This is a genomic window from Paenibacillus baekrokdamisoli (genome assembly GCF_003945345.1).
Taxonomy (GTDB): Bacteria; Bacillota; Bacilli; order Paenibacillales; family Paenibacillaceae; genus Paenibacillus_Z; species Paenibacillus_Z baekrokdamisoli.
In genome coordinates this window covers 4,392,527-4,409,320 of record NZ_AP019308.1, presented here as the reverse complement: position 1 = coordinate 4,409,320, position 16,794 = coordinate 4,392,527, and the positions used below count along the sequence as shown (strand labels likewise).

General features: G+C 38.3%; 18 protein-coding genes and 1 pseudogene. 14 read left to right on the top strand and 5 right to left on the bottom strand.

Annotated elements, in window-relative coordinates; genetic code table 11:
• Positions 1-402 precede the first annotated feature (402 nt).
• Positions 403-2,178: an alanine--tRNA ligase gene (locus tag EKN16_RS19380; protein ID WP_125660892.1), complete on the bottom strand. Its 1,776-nt coding sequence runs from the start codon at positions 2,176-2,178 to the stop codon at positions 403-405.
• A gap of 931 nt (positions 2,179-3,109) precedes the next feature.
• Here EKN16_RS19380 and EKN16_RS19375 point away from each other — a divergent pair.
• Complete coding sequence (locus EKN16_RS19375; RefSeq protein WP_125660890.1) at positions 3,110-3,361, top strand: DUF6444 domain-containing protein; 252 nt, start codon at positions 3,110-3,112, stop codon at positions 3,359-3,361.
• Positions 3,300-4,514, top strand: a complete 1,215-nt coding sequence (gene tnpC, locus EKN16_RS19370; protein ID WP_125660887.1) for an IS66 family transposase — start codon at positions 3,300-3,302, stop codon at positions 4,512-4,514. Before EKN16_RS19375 ends, tnpC begins: the two co-directional genes overlap by 62 nt.
• 420 nt (positions 4,515-4,934) lie before the next feature.
• Here the strand turns inward: tnpC and EKN16_RS33120 are convergent, their stop codons facing one another.
• From EKN16_RS33120 to EKN16_RS19355, 4 genes and pseudogenes are all read right to left on the bottom strand, one after another.
• Positions 4,935-5,132, bottom strand: coding sequence for an AAA family ATPase (locus tag EKN16_RS33120; RefSeq protein ID WP_232016567.1), 198 nt, complete (start codon positions 5,130-5,132; stop codon positions 4,935-4,937).
• Positions 5,038-5,568: pseudogene (locus tag EKN16_RS19365) on the bottom strand (ExeA family protein). The gene EKN16_RS33120 and the pseudogene EKN16_RS19365 overlap by 95 nt, the downstream one beginning before the upstream one ends.
• Positions 5,569-5,714: 146 nt before the next feature.
• A complete protein-coding gene (locus tag EKN16_RS19360) occupies positions 5,715-6,302 on the bottom strand; it encodes a Mu transposase C-terminal domain-containing protein (protein ID WP_125660884.1) in 588 nt (195 codons plus the stop codon).
• Positions 6,265-6,738, bottom strand: a complete 474-nt coding sequence (locus tag EKN16_RS19355; RefSeq protein ID WP_164522890.1) for a DDE-type integrase/transposase/recombinase — start codon at positions 6,736-6,738, stop codon at positions 6,265-6,267. The genes EKN16_RS19360 and EKN16_RS19355 overlap by 38 nt, the downstream gene beginning before the upstream one ends.
• 561 nt (positions 6,739-7,299) lie before the next feature.
• On the opposite strand from EKN16_RS19355, the gene EKN16_RS33880 reads away from it, so the two are divergent.
• The 12 genes from EKN16_RS33880 (at position 7,300) to EKN16_RS19315 (ending at position 16,768) form a co-directional block, all read left to right on the top strand.
• The gene (locus EKN16_RS33880; RefSeq protein ID WP_232015861.1) at positions 7,300-9,495 is read left to right on the top strand and encodes a hypothetical protein; all 2,196 of its coding nucleotides are present in this window, start codon (positions 7,300-7,302) and stop codon (positions 9,493-9,495) included.
• A 192-nt stretch (positions 9,496-9,687) separates the two neighbouring features.
• Positions 9,688-10,194, top strand: a complete 507-nt coding sequence (locus EKN16_RS19345) for a hypothetical protein (RefSeq protein WP_125660877.1) — start codon at positions 9,688-9,690, stop codon at positions 10,192-10,194.
• A gap of 146 nt (positions 10,195-10,340) precedes the next feature.
• A complete protein-coding gene (locus tag EKN16_RS19340) occupies positions 10,341-11,867 on the top strand; it encodes a hypothetical protein (protein WP_125660874.1) in 1,527 nt (508 codons plus the stop codon).
• A gap of 109 nt (positions 11,868-11,976) precedes the next feature.
• The gene (locus EKN16_RS19335; protein WP_125660871.1) at positions 11,977-13,164 is read left to right on the top strand and encodes a hypothetical protein; all 1,188 of its coding nucleotides are present in this window, start codon (positions 11,977-11,979) and stop codon (positions 13,162-13,164) included.
• A gap of 521 nt (positions 13,165-13,685) precedes the next feature.
• Positions 13,686-14,117, top strand: a complete 432-nt coding sequence (locus EKN16_RS19330) for a hypothetical protein (RefSeq protein ID WP_125660867.1) — start codon at positions 13,686-13,688, stop codon at positions 14,115-14,117.
• A gap of 4 nt (positions 14,118-14,121) precedes the next feature.
• Entirely contained in the window at positions 14,122-14,550 is a 429-nt protein-coding gene (locus tag EKN16_RS19325) for an ANTAR domain-containing protein (protein ID WP_125660864.1), read from the top strand.
• A 15-nt stretch (positions 14,551-14,565) separates the two neighbouring features.
• A complete protein-coding gene (locus EKN16_RS32350) occupies positions 14,566-14,733 on the top strand; it encodes a hypothetical protein (RefSeq protein ID WP_164522887.1) in 168 nt (55 codons plus the stop codon).
• Positions 14,730-15,095: a recombinase family protein gene (locus EKN16_RS33110; RefSeq protein ID WP_232015858.1), complete on the top strand. Its 366-nt coding sequence runs from the start codon at positions 14,730-14,732 to the stop codon at positions 15,093-15,095. Before EKN16_RS32350 ends, EKN16_RS33110 begins: the two co-directional genes overlap by 4 nt.
• Positions 15,096-15,359 carry a recombinase family protein gene (locus EKN16_RS33105; protein WP_232015857.1) on the top strand — a complete coding sequence of 88 codons (264 nt, stop codon included), beginning with the start codon at positions 15,096-15,098 and terminating at the stop codon, positions 15,357-15,359.
• 29 nt (positions 15,360-15,388) lie between these two features.
• Positions 15,389-15,655 carry a recombinase family protein gene (locus tag EKN16_RS33100; RefSeq protein WP_331852382.1) on the top strand — a complete coding sequence of 89 codons (267 nt, stop codon included), beginning with the start codon at positions 15,389-15,391 and terminating at the stop codon, positions 15,653-15,655.
• Between the two features lie 24 nt (positions 15,656-15,679).
• On the top strand, positions 15,680-16,210 hold the full coding sequence (locus EKN16_RS33095) for a hypothetical protein (RefSeq protein WP_232015855.1): 531 nt from the start codon (positions 15,680-15,682) through the stop codon (positions 16,208-16,210).
• Positions 16,211-16,432: 222 nt separating this feature from the next.
• Positions 16,433-16,768 carry an S-layer homology domain-containing protein gene (locus tag EKN16_RS19315; protein WP_125660861.1) on the top strand — a complete coding sequence of 112 codons (336 nt, stop codon included), beginning with the start codon at positions 16,433-16,435 and terminating at the stop codon, positions 16,766-16,768.
• The last annotated feature ends 26 nt before the right edge of the window (positions 16,769-16,794 follow it).

Here is a 16,794-nt window from a genome sequence, read left to right as displayed (position 1 = left end):
GGACTTAAGGTTGAACTTTTCTTATATAATAAATCGAATGGTTTTACCCCTATACTATCTGAAAACTTTATCAAGAATTATAAAAATTAATTGAAGATTCATTTTATTTTAATCGTCATCGACAATTGCGAAGGCTGAAAAGCTGCCTCAGGGTTTTCGTTATGTCGTTTATAGGGATTTAAGTTTGAAAGATGATTATCTTGAAGGCAGTTCATTTATTCAAGCGGGACATTTTGCGATTTTATTACAATATTAACGAGGCTACTTTCAAAAGTGGGTAATTGTAGGCTATCGAAAATTTTCGATAGCCTACAGTTCACCATATATGATTCCTTTTAGTTTACATCACTTAGTTAATTTAATACAGAAATATCTCTTATATCTTATTGAAAGTTAAATTTCTCAAATAGAATGGGTGACAGCCTTAATTCTTCTTACTCCTGAGGAAATAGATTCTTCTTTGAGTATCTTAAATACACCCAATTCCCTAGTTGAATTAGCATGAGGCCCGCCGCATATTTCTTTTGAAAAATCACCTATATTGTAAACAAGCACATTTTCACCATAACTTTCACCAAAAACTCCAATTGCACCGGACCTATAAGCATTTTCAATATTCATTGTCTCGTGAGTAATAATAAGATCCTGTTGGACAATCACATTAACTAAATCTTCAACTTGTTGTATTTCCTCACTAGTTAATTTTCTTGGAAAGTTGAAATCAAATCGCAATCGATCTATTGTAATATTACTTCCTTTTTGCGAAATGTCGTTACCTAATATTTTCTTAAGGGCAGCTTGCAATAAATGGGTCGCCGTATGAAGACGTGCTGTCTGAGGATTTGACTCAGCTAGGCCACCTTTAAATTTTTTGTCTGCACCAACCCTTGATTTATCTTGGTGTTCTTTAACTTTTTCTCTAAATCCATCCAAGTCAACCGAAATATTCTTTTCATTAGCAACTTCTTCGGTTAATTCAATCGGAAATCCATATGTATCATATAATTTAAAAGCAACGTCCCCTGGAAGAATACCATTTTCAAGCTTGGATAATGCTTTTTTAATCTCTCCTAAACCTTTTTCTAATGTTTTAGCAAATTTATCTTTTTCTTCTTTAATAACAACTAAAACTTGTTCTTTATTTCTATGAACTTCTTCATAAAATGAAGAAAATTGCCTTACAATAATATCAACAATAGGCGTCTCGAAATCAGTGCTAATATCGACACCAAGTTGATTCATATATCTAACCATACGTCTAATCAATCTTCGTAAAATATAGCCTCTATCTGTATTTGATGGACGAATTCCAGCATCATCTGATGCAATCATTACAATTGCCCTCATATGATCTGCTACAATTCTAATTGACTTTGTATAGTTTTCATCATCATATATTTTCTTTGATATGTCTTCAATCTTTTTTATTATCGGTAACCAGATATCAGTCTTGTAATTATCATCTACACCAGCTAAAAGAGCAGTTACACGCTCTACGCCCATACCTGTATCTACATTTTTTTGAGATAGCGGAACAAATTCTCCATTTTCAAGACGTTTATACTGCATAAAGACATTGTTCCATATTTCAACCCAACGATTGTCTGTTGGGTCGTGTTTTGGTGGTGCAGGGTTTTCAGTATCGCTCCAATAAAAAATTTCTGTATCTGGACCACAAGGCCCTGTTTGATCCAAACTAGGCCACCAATTATCTTCAGCTGGTAAGTATGAAATTCTTTCTTTAGGAATACCCAGAGACAACCAAGTTTGGGCCGATTCCTCATCCCGTTCCACAAACTCATTACCTTCGAAAACCGTTACTGCTAATTTTTCAATTGGAATCATTAGTTTTTCTGTTAAAAACTCATAACTCCAAGTAATTGACTCCTTTTTGAAATAGTCACCTAGCGACCAATTGCCTAGCATCTCAAAAAACGTGTGGTGAGTCTTGTCTCCTACAGAATCTAAATCAGTTAATCGAAAACATTTCTGGAAGTTAACTAAACGCTTTCCAAGGTGGTGCGGCTCTCCTAACAAAAATGGCACAATAGGTTGCATACCGGCTGTATTAAACAGACATGTAGGGTCATTTACTGGAATTACAGATGCTGAATCTAACTTTGCATGACCTTTCTCAATAAAAAAGGATATGTAGGAATCTTTTAAATTATGGTTCACATTAAACACTCTCCAATATGTTTTTTTCCTAACTTCAACTAGTGTAGATATAACCTTTTTAGGAACAGTTTATTTAAGCAGTGCATTACTTTTTCAATCATTTCCAAATGACACATTGACTTTATTATCCCATGATTTAGCATAAAAAACAACATTATCCCTCTCGAAAATTAATCGTTTTATATATTCTGATGCGACAAATTTATTCAAGCGGTACTAAGTTTTGAGATGCGGAAGATGAGCCATAACGAGTTTGTAGACGATTTGCAATCGAAGGGACTTAGGGCTGTTTACGAGTGCTGAGCATCCGAAAATTACACGAATAACAGTTGGTTAGTCCACGGCGAATGACAGATCTCTGATCGACTGAAGGTACAGAAGGGAGAGCAGTCTCCCAAGATTCCACCAAATCATTTTTTAGAATTAGCTGGAGGAAGAATGCTAAAACTGCGAATAGCGACATTCCACACGGTATCACAAGTGTCCTTAACTATTGCTGTGCAAAGTGCACCGAGAGCAGAGCAACGCACAGGAAACAAGCTAGCGCTCATTGGGCCACTTGGAAGTATAAGTCGACTTCTGTAAAACTGTTTTACGACGCAAGAGTTGAGACGCGGTTGTCGGATGTATAAATTCCACTTCGTAATCCTTATACTGAGAGGAGAAGCTCACATTGACAGAGACATTTTATATTATATCTAATGGTCCTTCGCGAAGTAGTTGAAATATATTGACTAATGGAAACAATATTTATGATGGAAAGGATGATATTGTAAATACTGAAATTAATGCATTATAATGATAGAAAGGTATGTGTGATAATTCCTATCAACTGCTCTAAATAAGTTACTACTTAGGTACCCATATATGAAACTCTTGGAAATTAAGATAGAATTGAAAACAAATAAGAGAATGGAAAAGAGGTTACATCGTGAAGCTAACGCCAGAGCAAATCTTAGGAATCAGCAAAGGAGATCCAGAAATTGCAGCCTTTATCACGATGTTAACTCAAACCATTGAACAGCAAGCCCAGCGAATCGAGCAACTGGAAGACCGAGTGAAGGATTTGGAAAGACAACTGGGTCAAAACTCGAAAAACAACAGCAAACCGCCTTCCAGTGATGGCATGCGTAAACCAGTTAATCAACGTAAGCCAGGCGGAAAGAAGGGCGGACAGACCTGATGAAATCGTCGAATATACGATTTCCACCTGTTCACAATGTGCTTGTTCACTCGAAGATGTACCGGAACTTGAATGGGAGAAGCGTCAAGTGTTCGATCTACCAAAACCATGCATTTTCGTGACCGAGCATCGTATTCAGAAGAAATGCTGTCCGAACTGTCAAACCCTGCAACAGGCTTCATTCCCCGACCAGGTAAAAGCGCCTACTCAATATGGAGCAAGCTTTGCCTCATGGACGACCTACTTAAACATGTATCAGATGATTCCGCTTGAGCGAATCTCCCAATTCTTTCATGATCTTACCGGTTATCGACCTAGTGAAGCTACTTTACTCACTACAATGAAGCGAATGTCCGAAGTACTAGAACCGTTCGAAGGTGTCATTCGCAATCAGTTATTAGAAAGCCCTGTCGTGCACGCCGATGAAACGGGCTTGCTCGTAGAGAGGAAAGGTCACTGGCTACATGTGATGTCCAATTCCGATTGGACATTGATCGGCGTTAATGAAAGCCGTGGAAGCAATGCAATAAAGGAACTGGACTTCTTGCCTCGATTCACAAACACACTGGTGCATGATTGCTACGCCACATACTTCAAAGAGGTCTACAACTTTCTCCATGCGTTATGTAACGCTCATTTATTACGCGAATGCATAGGCATTGAAACCTATGATAACCAGCCTTGGGCGACTGATATGAAAGCATTTCTTCAAGAGAGCTGGGAAGTGGTGAAGAAAGCTCGCACAGCAGGAGTAGCGCTCGAAGAAGAGGTGCTCCAAGCAATGGAAGCTCGTTATGATGGCATTCTTATTGAAGGGCAGAAAGAATGGGCTACTGGAGAACATACCGAACACGTACGTCCAGCGGGCAGAAAGAAAAAGAGCAAAGCAGCAAATCTGGGGCAGCGACTTCAGCTTCACAAAGAAGCCATTCTTCGCTTTATTCGTGATGCCTACGTTCCCTTTGATAACAACCAAGCCGAGCGTGACATTCGCATGGTGAAAATTAAAATAAAAGTATCTGGCTCCTATCGAACGCTATCTAATGCAATGCAATTTGCTCGTATCCGCAGTATAATCGCTACGTTCCGCAAACAAAACCTTCCGATTCTTTCTTCACTCACTTCTGCTTTTAAGGGCCAATTTAGCTTCTAGAGATACCTAAGTAGTAACCTAAATAATATATTCATTCAATATTTGCTAAGACTATATTACATGAAGTGGGGTAATAATTTTGAAAGAAGTACTAGAATTAATCCCTTACAATGATTTATGGGTAGATTGTATATTCAATACACAGATGAGTGCACTTTTGGGCTTGTATAATATTTGTAATATTAAAGCGCTTACCTTCTTACTTATTCCACGATTTATCTATAATTTTGATGTTGAAGAGGGTTTTAAAGAAAGATTCTTGTCACAGGAATTTTATACTTCTAATGTTAAATACGAAAATACTGTCTGCAGCCAGTCTTCTTGTCGGATGAATGGCCAGAGGCATTGACGTAGCAACTCACGCACGGTCACCCGCACTGCCACTGACCGACAGTATCCAGCCTAGATGTGTGTCGGGAATTACAGCTCGTTCATAGCGCGGCGGACATGCGCTTCACCAACAATCTTGTTTTCACGCACGAACGCATCTAATAGTGACTGGCTGCACAAGGTATTAATTTTTCTAGGCACACCATGACCAAATTGGTGAATCGCGACCAACGCTTCCTCCGAGAATATCTCCTGTATCGATCCAGAAACCCTGACTTGGTGCTGGATGTAAGCCCTCGTCTTCTGAGAACCCTTGGAACTGGTATCTCGTTTGTATCCGCTGATCAATGGCATCCAGATGTCTCGCCTTGAGTTGGTTGCGTAAGCTAGGTTGTCCGATCAGGATTAAAGCCAGTGGTGATATGGAATCTTCTTTAAAATTCAGTAAAAATCGAACCTCCTGCATCATCGTTTCTGAAAGACGATGTGCCTCGTCAATAACGATGACCGTTGTTTTCTAGTCTTGCTCATACAAGTCTAGTAAGCAAGTCTGGTATTGTCTTTTAAGCACAGTCGGACGCGATGCCCCGTTCATGCCGAACCTCTCTAGCACTTCTCGGTAGAACAGCTTGGGAGTAAGCGCTGAATCATAAATGTATTCGTAATGCGTACGAGAGGATTCAAGCTGTTTGGCAAAAGCGCGCACCATGGTCGTTTTGCCCATCCCGGCTTCTCCGGTTAACATGCAGGCTTGACGCTCCTGAACAGCATATTCTAGTCGCGCCATCGCTTCCTTTTGGCTGGTGGAGTGGAATAATTGCTCCGGCGCAATCTCTCGTGTGAAAGGGGCTTGTTTCATCCCGAAGAAGGCTAGCATGGCAAATCACCCCGCTTCTTCTTTTCCTTGAGCTTAGCAAAGCTTGTCGTCCCAAGCTCTTTGCGCTTTTTCGCTTCTTGCTCTGCCTTTAGACGCTCTAAATAGTTAGAACCTATGGCTGTTGTCTGTGCTTCTTCCTGATCCGCGGGGAGTTTAGAATGCTTCTGGCTACGTAGTTCAGCCGATCTCGCATCCTCGTAGCGAACGTCATTCCATATCTGAATCATCGACAGATCAAATGGGTTGTATCGAACCTGGATTTTCTTCCCTTTGAGCGAGGTGTCAACATCGTAGACGTTGCCTTCAATCTCAACGACGGATGTTTTACGCACCGATCGCTCTTCCCCCCATAAAAACAGGGTTTGCAGTTCTTCAGCTGTCATATGGCGAATAGATTCACTACTTGCTTCAAATCTATGCTTCGGCGTTTGTTTCGTCGTACGGTGGACACGGTTGTTGTAAGACTCCATCCACGAATGAAAGTAGATGTTGAGCTGCTCCAAGGTCGTAATTTTGCCTTGGTTAATGAGTAAATGCGCTTCATCAGTAAAGATCGAATCTACATAGCGGAAGCTTTTCAATTTTCCCCTTGGATTCTGGCGAGTAAGGCTTGGCGTGGATAAGCTTGGTGCCCATTCGGGCACAAATAATATTGAACTGCTTGGTGCTGTAAACAGAACCATTATCGCAGAAGAAGATATGGGGTACGTCATGCTTCAGCACCGCTTTTTGCACGCAGCGCTCCAGTCGTGGATACCTCTCTTCATAAAAGAACTCACCATGCATCATTTTGCGGCTGTGGTCATCCATGATCGCGATCAAGTATACTTTCTTCCGTTTGCTGGGGTCCTTTGGATCCGGAATGTACCCCCAGTGATTCGTGTCGGCCTGCCAGCAATCGTTGGCCGCATCATGCTCGAAGTGACGAAAGGCTTTTTTTACTTCCCGACGTACGTCTTTAGGACTCCAGCCCTTGCTCCTGGAAATAGCGGGAAACGGTACGCGGTCTAAGCACACCAGGTTCCGCCAGCCCTTCAAGCTCTAAGATACGAATAATTTGCTCCACGCTTCGCGATGCTAGTTCTTTACGCAATTCTAGTGCACGCTGTAAAACCCCGGATTCAGTATGTTTCAGGCTTCCAGCCTTTGTTCGTTAGGGAAAGAGGAATCTCATGAGATGCCTCTTCCCTTTTGATTACTACAATTCGACAATACATCGTGCTACTCTATCCATAGAGTTGATTTGGGTAAGTTGGGGACGAAGTGGGGACGAAAGCTGTCATTAGCGATCAAACGACAACCCAACGGATCCAGACTATAGTATAGAAAACCCTTATAAATCAAGGCTTTAGTCTACTTCAACAAATGTCAGCCAACTAACCTATGTTCCCGCATACGGTGCATGTGGAGTGTTGTTCACTACTAATAAGAAACGATTGAATACAAGGTGCATCGGTGATCAAACCCTTCCCAAAATGTGGAAGGGTTTTTATTTAACTACTTAAGAAAATAAGTTATCATTAGAAAAATGGTTTCAAAAACATTTTTTCAGAGATAACTTGAAAGGACTATAACGTAATGAGCGAATTCACTTATGAAGGTTTAAAAAAATACATTAGCGATCAAGATTTGGAATCGTGCGCAAAACAGATTATCGGTCTTTTTATTTTCGATGGTAAAAAGTTTTATAGGAACTTTATGCTTAGTGGATGTTTAACCGACCCCTTAAGTAGGAAGTTCAGAAAAGAAGAATTGGAGTTTTTCTTTAAGGCTTGCAGATTAGTACAGAGATGCTTTGAAAATGGAGATGGGGAATTTTCTACAGATTTCAAAAACACTTTTATTAAAATTGTAAGCACTATAAATGACATTCACAGGGCGGCAAAAAGTAATGAAGAAAGATTATTTAAAAACGATTTTTTGAACTATCCCTTTACTAAACAAATTCAAATGCTTTGTACATTTATTGAAAGCCAATCTTTTTATGCTAATAAGAAAATGAGTAGTAAAATTAGCAGTCAAGGTTATGTAACAGGTATGGAGCATGAATTACCTGAGACTGAAAAACAGGTTTCTGTTGCTGATGTTATGGAAACCAATTTAGAGATTATGGATACCTTGATAAGGCTACTCCACTTCAAGGCTAGTGGGAAAATCGATAATCAAGAAATTAAGGCCTATCAGGATATTTCCCCTTATGGTATACCGAGTCTTCAAGAAATAATGTATTTAGCCTTACACAGAGGCTATCTAGATGAACTGTGGTCTAAGGTTAAGTTTAGGGGATGGAATTTTACACGACATGAGATTGATAAAAAAGTTTATGCTCATTATTACAGTGCACCAAATGCTGATGACTATAAAAAGGAAAGAGTTGCTGTCCAAAGATATAAGTATAGGGATTATATTAATTTTGCGAAGAGAAATGACTTCGAGAAAATGTCGCATACTATCAAAGAAATTGAGCAAAAATCTAATTTCTCCTTATCATCGCCTTCATCTATTTTCAATTTAGAGAGGGAAGTTTTCCAACTTGGAGAGCAGGTGGTTGAAGGTGCTCTGGATGTATCGAAGCGACAATTAAACGAAGATTTGGGCTCACTCGTTGATCATATAATGATTGGACAAGATAAAAATATTAGATTGAGTGAATTATTCGAAGGTTTTAAGTACTTAATGTCTTTAGCTTTTGTATATCGAACAAACTCACATTCTCATTTTGCAGATGATGACTTTACATATTTAACTCCAATATTTGAATTAAAGGAGTTAGAATCCCATTTTGCTGAATTATCAGGTTTGGACGAAGAAAAGGCTAAGAAGATAATTGAATTGTTCGTGTTTAGACCAAAGCCGCTGTTAGATATTTTCTCACAACCTTTGATATACATTGGGGATGAGCGAGTTGTCTTTACGACCCATTTAGTCATACAAATGAACATGAACCGGATTGTTGGAAGACATCTATCGCACTGGGATATTAATATTTCGGCTAAGGGTACTGAACTCGAAAAAGAAATAAAAGAAGTCTTAAGTCTAGCGTCGCATGTTTCTGTCAACACCTCTAAAGTTAAGTTTGAGGCATACGATGGTAGAGACGTGGAGTACGATTTGATAGCTACTTTTAAGAATAAGGTTGTATTAATCGAATTAAAATGTTTGAATCATCCCTTTTCTTCAAAAGAGATTAAGCAAAGAGAAGATGATATTTTTTATGGGGTCACCCAAGTTAATCGAAGAGCTGACATACTAATCAAGCAATGGGACAAAGTTTTGGAGAATATGAATATTCCTTTACCTAAAACACCAATTGTTGCGGACGATATAATAAAAATAGTTTGTACTAATATTTTTGATTTTACCGGAAGAATAGAATCAGGTGCTTACATTACAGATGTTTCGTCATTTCTTAAGTTCTTCTTAGACCCAAAAGTGGAAGAGATTAAAGTGGAAGCAGGGTCACGAAATGTGATTAGTCAGCAGAAACTATGGAATAGTGAACCTAATATAGAAGACTTTATAAAATATTTAAAATGCCCAATAACAATTGAGGGATTAATTAATAAGTTGACTGAAGTTCCACGACAAAACCAAATTATCAATGAGGCTGACCCTCATCTAGCGTTTCAGGATTTTGTATTGAATGGAAACCCATTCGACTTTGCTGCTTTAAGTAAATCTAAAGGGAGCTATTTAGGAAAAAAGTTGGTAGAAATGAAACCTGCCCTTGCGGTAGTGGTAAGAAATTCAAAAGATGTCATGGTCAATAAATAAAGATATCATCTCAAAAGTTCATTAAGTGATGCTTGTTAATTATGGGCAGATCGTATAGCACTTTACTCAACACATATGTGCTATTCACTACTGATTATAAGATTCATCTGTGTTTAGCTCCTCTATGAGGGGCTATTTTTCTTGTAGGAAGAAAATGTATAATGGTATTAATTTAAATTGGATGGTGAAGTTATGGATAAACCAAATTTAAAACACGAAGCAAAGATTATTACCGCACTTCCTGAATATGAAGATGCTTTTATAAATTACTTCCAAGATACCACTAGGTCATTCATGTCGTTAAAGAATGAATTATTGTCCGGAATAGGGACAATTAGTCATGAAGGGCCTGCTCGTATGCGGACTAGTGCTGATGAAGTCATTTTAGACAAAGAACCTGCAAAAATTGAAATGAAGTTTAATATACCGTTTGATGTGATTACGAGGACTAATGTTGAGGCTTTGATAAAAAGTATTGATGAAGCATCTGACTCCGGAATTGAATCGCTCGTTCCTCAAATTTTTCAATTTTTAGGGGAAGTATGTGATGTAAGCGGTCAGGTGGTAGATGGTAGAGGTCAACCCTTCTCATTCGACTTGTTCTTAGAATTGTTGGAGAAAATAGAGATTACTTTTAATGATGATGGTAGTCCGAACATGCCTACGGTGTTCATACATCCCCATGCGAAAGGTTCTTGAAGATAATCCACCGAGCGAACACCAACAAAAACAAATGGAAGAGATAATTTCACGGAAGAGGGATGATTTCTTTGCTAAGAAACGCACTCGTAAGTTATATTGAAACATTGAACGAAAGGCAATTTGACATCCCCCTTCTTTGCATCTTGTTGAAGAACGGATTCCATGACATTCATTTCACTCACGGTGCGTACGAGTTCGGAAAGGATTTTATAGCAAAAAAAATAGAAGGTGAAAAGACAGTTCAATATGTATTTCAATCAAAAGGTGGAAACATTGGACTTGCTGACTGGGGTCAAATTCGATGGCAAATTGAAGAGGCAAGAATTAACCCTCTCTCTCATCCTTCATTTGATGAAGAGTTAGAAAGAGAAATTATTCTTATTACAACGGGTAGACTCGTTGGTGGGGCTACCGTTTCTGCGCAACAATACAATGATAGATGTAAATCTGAAGGGAAAATAGGTTTTAAAGTATGGGATATCGACACTTTAATAGAGATGATGCTTACTGGTGGAATTAGTCCTTTAGGGCTGATTGAAGAAACACCGGATTTATTACAATTGTTGTCCAAGCTAAAGAAAAACGAATCGAATTTCAAGGAATTAGAGCAATATTCCCGAAGATGGATAGATAAATGTTTATCTAAGGATAAACGTTCCTTCCTCGGAGTAATTTTAGAGTCTACACTATTCACTCACGAGTTAATAAATACAAATAGGTTAGCTATGGCAACATACGTCAGTCTTTTTCCAGTACGAGCAATGGTACATGCGTTGCATGATATCGGGTCTTTACCAAAGTGGTCAGAAGATTGTTTAAGACTGGCAGAGGACCATTTTATGGTTAATGCACTTAAATTTATCGAGCCAATCAGACAATCTTATAGAGAGGACGAGTCAGTTTTCTATCAACATACTCGGGGAGTTTTATCCTTCATAGCTTATCCGGTAATATGTTCGCAACTAATGGAGGTTTTAGGTCTTCTTGGTTTACTTCAAATTAAACGACAAGAGGTATCAGTAGCTGAGGAAACAGCAGACATACTAGAAACCTTAATAAACAACAATTCCGGATTTTTCTCTCCAATTTCCGATAAATATGCAGTTTCAATAGTTTCTTCCTCCTTACTTCTAAAAGCGTTTAATCGGATAGATGCGTATACTCTGCTTATTAGAAAAGTTTCAGTATGGATTTGTAATAGATATGAATTATCAGAAGCGGGGTTAGCTAGCCCTTATTCCAACGAAGAAGAAGAAATCAAAACTTTGTTAGGATATGCCCATGATTTTATTGATTTGCCAAGAAGACGGGAGTCATACGTAGCAACAATAGTGATTGACCTATCAGCACTCTATGAATTGAAACAATTGTATGAAGATGTGGTAAATGATATTCAAGCTGTCGCTGCTTATCCATGTAATGTGGAGGTGAATAACACTTTGGGACAGTATGTAATAGATGGTGATGCAATTTATGCCTCTGTTGTTAGGTTTAAAGATAAGCTGACAATCGGGGAAAACTGGAGAGTCGGAAATCGCCAAGAGGAATCAAATGAATCGTTCTGTTATGAAAACTCCCTATGGTGGGAGTTAATATCTACTTCCTCTGTAGTGAGAGATCGACATTTTATAAATGATTTAAGAAAGATAATAAAAAACGAGTTAGCTTGATATTATTTTTTTTACTAATATGAAAGGTTGATATATTAGACATGTGTTATTGTATGCTTTTTTATTAAAGGTGCAAAGAAAAATTATAATGATATAGGAGTCTGTGACTGTGGAACTCTTAACGATTGGTAAATTGGCTAGTTCAGCCTCAGGTTTTATAACAAATTACATATTTAAAAAAAATGTAATCAAAAGTTTAGACCAATTGCAAAAAGAAAGCATTGAAACTAGAATCAGAATTGCTTTTGAAAAAACAATTGATTTGTGCATTAGTCAGTTTATAAAAAATGATGAGATGTCTGAAGAGACAATAACGTTAATAGTGGAAAATAATACACTACTTGAACTTGTTTCAAGTAATTTATTTGAGGAAGAGCTAACTTTCGTAGAAATAGACTTGAAGGGGTATGGCATTACGTCTTCGATTCAGACTGATTTTATTAGGTATTTCACCGTTACTTTACAAAATAATCTTCAACAAGATATTGAAATTCGCAGATTATTACAAAATAACAATATTTATTGGAAAACAGAAAGGATTTATGATACGACAAGGGCAATTCTTGGGGTTAATAATGAAATGAATCTAAAGATTGATAAATTCCCCTCTGAGGTTAAAAAGATAATAAGTGAAGAATTACAAAAGTCTCTTTCAGAAGAAAAAAATGAACGTATAAAACCACATTTATTGATAACTTTTGATAGTGAGGAATCTTTGTTATTTTACCCTGAAAAGTATTCGGAAGTTAATAAAAAAGATGATATTAAAAATTATAGTCATTTTCCTTCCTTATCTCAGTTATTTAATATTGCTATAGTAAACACTGGCATGGGGTATGCTAAAAATGTTGAAATAATTATTGAAATTTTGAAGGAAGATGCCTTTGTAACGGATAGAAATTTATTGTGGATATTTATGAATCCAGTAGAGCAAATTGAATACAGTGGAGATAAATTTGTACAAAGCGAGCAAATTGCTTATATTGAAAATGAAGAGGGAATATCCTTACCGATAAATAGTAAGACAAATGGAATAATTATATCTAGTATTTACAATATAAATAATTTCATTATGCTTTCTGATAAGGATTTTACACATATGAAAGAGTATTATGATAAAAAGAAACTTCAACGGCCATTGTTGATTCCTTCCATTTATATTACATTGAACTACCAAGATATAAGGGATAATAGATACACTAACAAATATAAAGTTGATTTTATCGGAACTGTACACGTTCTTGGAAGTCACTTTGGAATAAAAGCAAAGGCCGATTTCAATTATAGTCTTGATTAGCATGGATGCTGTTTATAATGTGAAAGTCGGAGATATATAGTTAGGAGACGGGATATAAAAGATTGCCTCAGAGACAATGCTCTGAGGCTTTTTTGTGTAGAAGGGGGTGGGTGGCGCTTAAACGAATACTTTCATCTCTCATCCGTTTTACTGTTGTAATACCCCTACGATTTATTTGCAAATATGTTGTGCGTACAATAATGCTTTAAATTCATAACCTATTTCTTTTAAGAGACGCACTAGGGAGAACTGTAAAATGGTTAGTTACCATCATTAAAAGGTGTTATTAGCCTACCTTCGCTTTCTCACGTTTTTGTGAAAATCAAATAAAAATGCACTAATCGCAACACAATGCATAGTCGCCACGATAGATACGGTGAGAAGGTTATGAAGTGTATCGCAACTAAGCGTTAGGATACCCCGACCATTCTTAGTGTAAGGACTAATTGGCTGTGCACACCAATTCGAGTTCCTGTAACACCTTACTAACAAAATTTTGATTTTACAGGGAGAGATTTTTTGTGTTTGATACAGTTCGATTGAAAGCTGAGAACATCGTGGTAGAGTCTGTTGTTCTTGAAACACTAGATGCAAAGGTAACAACATATCTTGATAAAAATACCAGATTGATTACAGATGTCTATACATTCGTATGTAATCGGAGTCCATTTGTAAAATATAGCACGACTACCTTTGTTCTAGAAGTGGAATTATCTATTCCCAAATTCATTTTCAGTGAAAATATAGTCCTTCTAACAACAAGGGATGTCGAATTTTTCTACACATTGCTTTCTCATCAGTTACGCAATGTATTAAAAGTTGATATTGACCGTAGCGAATGGAAAGTGAAGAGGATTGATGTCTGTTGGAACTTTAATGTTGGAAATAAGGTTACAGACTATCTTTTTCAACTACCAAACAGAAACGGTAATTTGGCAGAACAACAGCAGTAGAATCATGTTTTACGACAAGGAGAAAGAGTGGCGAAGAAAAGACGCTCCATCGAGTGTAATTGAGCAGGCGAAAGGTATCTTGAGAATGGAGGTTTCCCCCTCCGAACACGAAATGAGAGAGTACTCGATGGACAAGCGGGCAAAAGATTTGCTTACTAAAGAGTTCTTTGTCTATATAACTCGAAAAATCAGTCCGCACCTTGTATTTAGTGGAACTCAAGAATTAACAATTGAATGGCTTGAATCAGTGAAGTCTGTACAAGTAGCGGAAACGATAATTGGTTTTACTTCACTGGGTAAAGCATTTGGGTACGCTACCATGAAACAACTATACAATAAGGGAACATTCAGTAATCGTATGAAATTACTTGAAAAGAGCCCTCAGGCTACTATACTAAGTCCACATGAAATTAGCTATTCGGCTATAAACTAATCTAGGAGGGGCTACATGACAGCAATTAGAATCTTTGCAGAAGAAGGTAAGTCCTTCTTAGATTTGTTTCTGCCGTTGATTGATTCTGAAATTGAAAGGGTATTAGAAGAACTCAACGAGAACGAGTATAATGAAGATGCTGACACCGATGCATCTTGTGATAAAGGAGAGATTTTATCATGAGACGTGCAGTATTTATTCGTGTTTCTACAGATAAAGAGGAACAAAAGAAAAGCCTTGATAATCAACAACCCCTCTTCTTTAATTTTATTGAGGAAAAAGGGTGGGAGTTACACGGAATCTATCAAGATGTTGAAAGTGGGACTACTGATAAACGTCCGAATTTGCAAAGACTCATAGAGGACGCAAAACAGCGGAAGTTTGATGTGATTTTAGCTAAGGAATTATCTCGTTTGGCTCGTAATGGCAAACTATCTTATGAGATAAAAGATATGGCTGAAAGAAGCGATACTCACATAATAACCCTTGATAATGCCGTTAACACAATCGAAGGCAATCGTAGTATGTTCGGACTTTACGCATGAATGTACGAACAAGAGTCTCAGAGAACCAGTGAACGGATTAAAGCAGTGATACGCACTCAGGCTCAAAAAGGTAAGTTTAAGGGTTCTATTCCTCCTTACGGTTACACTGTGGGGGAAGGGAAACTATACATCAGAAATGATGGAACGCCTGAGGTAGTAAGACGGGTGTATCGGCTTTACTTGGAGGGGAAAGGCTTTGATTCAATCGTTAGAACCTTAATCAAAGAAGGCTTTCCTACACCTGCTCAAGTCGCTGTAAAGTAAATGCAGGGCTTTACTGGCAGGGCACAACTATCAAGAAAATCCTGACTAACCCTCATTATACTGGTGACCTCGTTCTTTGCAGGGAAACAACGCTTAGTGTAACGAACAAGGTGCGTACTGAGGTTGCTAAAGATGCTCAAGTAATTATTCCAAATACCCACGCTCCTGTTGTCTCCCATGAAGACTTTGAAGCTGTACAGAGGCACATGGAAAGTCGTAAGAAGAAACGACCTAAATACAAAAAGCATCTGTTTACTAATGTTGCTTACTGCGCTGATTGCGGTCAAAGCCTTTGATATCTGAACAACCGCAAAGGTTACGTGTGTGGTACTCATCAGAAACATGGAAAGCATGCATGTAGTCAGCACACAATCAAGGAAGAGGCTCTGAAGTCCATCATCCTTGAAGATATCCGTACATGGACAGAAGCCTTAAATCAGAAGGATGTGTTGGGGCGAGTTGAAGCAAAAGCGTCTACTGCAAGGAAACAGCTAACCAAGCAATTGGAAGTGGTAGAGAAACAACTTCAGAAGTTAAACGATGAACGAAAGGGTTTAATCAGACTCTTAGCATCGGATAAGATTACTGAGGCTGAATACAAAGATGTTACAGCAGAGATTAAAAGTAACATCGAACAACTTCAAATGAAGAAGTGTACTCTATCTACCGTGGCACAGACCAAAGGACTGGACGTTATGATTACTCGGATGAAGGAAGAACTACAAAGGTTCATGAAACTAAAAGAGCTTACTTCCGATATGCTTCATAGATTGGTAGAAAGAATTGAAGTCACAGCAGATGGGATACCGCAAATCAGTTACAGATTTGCTCCTCCCACTGCTTTTCTTTAAACCAAAAGTTTAGTGACCGATACTCAAGCCATGTGGAGTGCGTAGTGTCAACATATCGAATTGATAAATAAAAAAATGTGCTTTCGCCCTGAAAAAGCAAATTGTCCGGATTGTCGTTCAATACTGTGTCGTCACCAAACAGCTTGGGAAAAATAAACTCAGAATTTTCAGTGAAATTAATGAGTTTTAGACCTCAGGCGGTGGGAGACGTCGCCGTTCGGAGTGAATCCTGTTAACAAGCTATCTGATGCGGCAAAGGTACTGATCGGTAGCCACCGCGCGGACTTCCTTATGGCGCTGGGCATGCTCTCCGGTGCTGACATGAACGAGTACAAGCAAAATAGCTTCACTGATGTTTCAAGCACAAGCGCTGCCATGCCTTACATCGAATGGGCGGTGCAGAACAAGATCGTGCAGGGCATCGGCAATAACAAGTTTGCTCCGGACAGCCCGATTACCCGCGAACAGATGGCGGTTATGATGGCAATAGGTGGTACTATTCTTTTTTATCGAGGCAGCTTGATCCGAAATGCGGGTGGGCTTCTGAAGAGCAAATAAGAGTTCAATGAAATAATCTCCCTCTA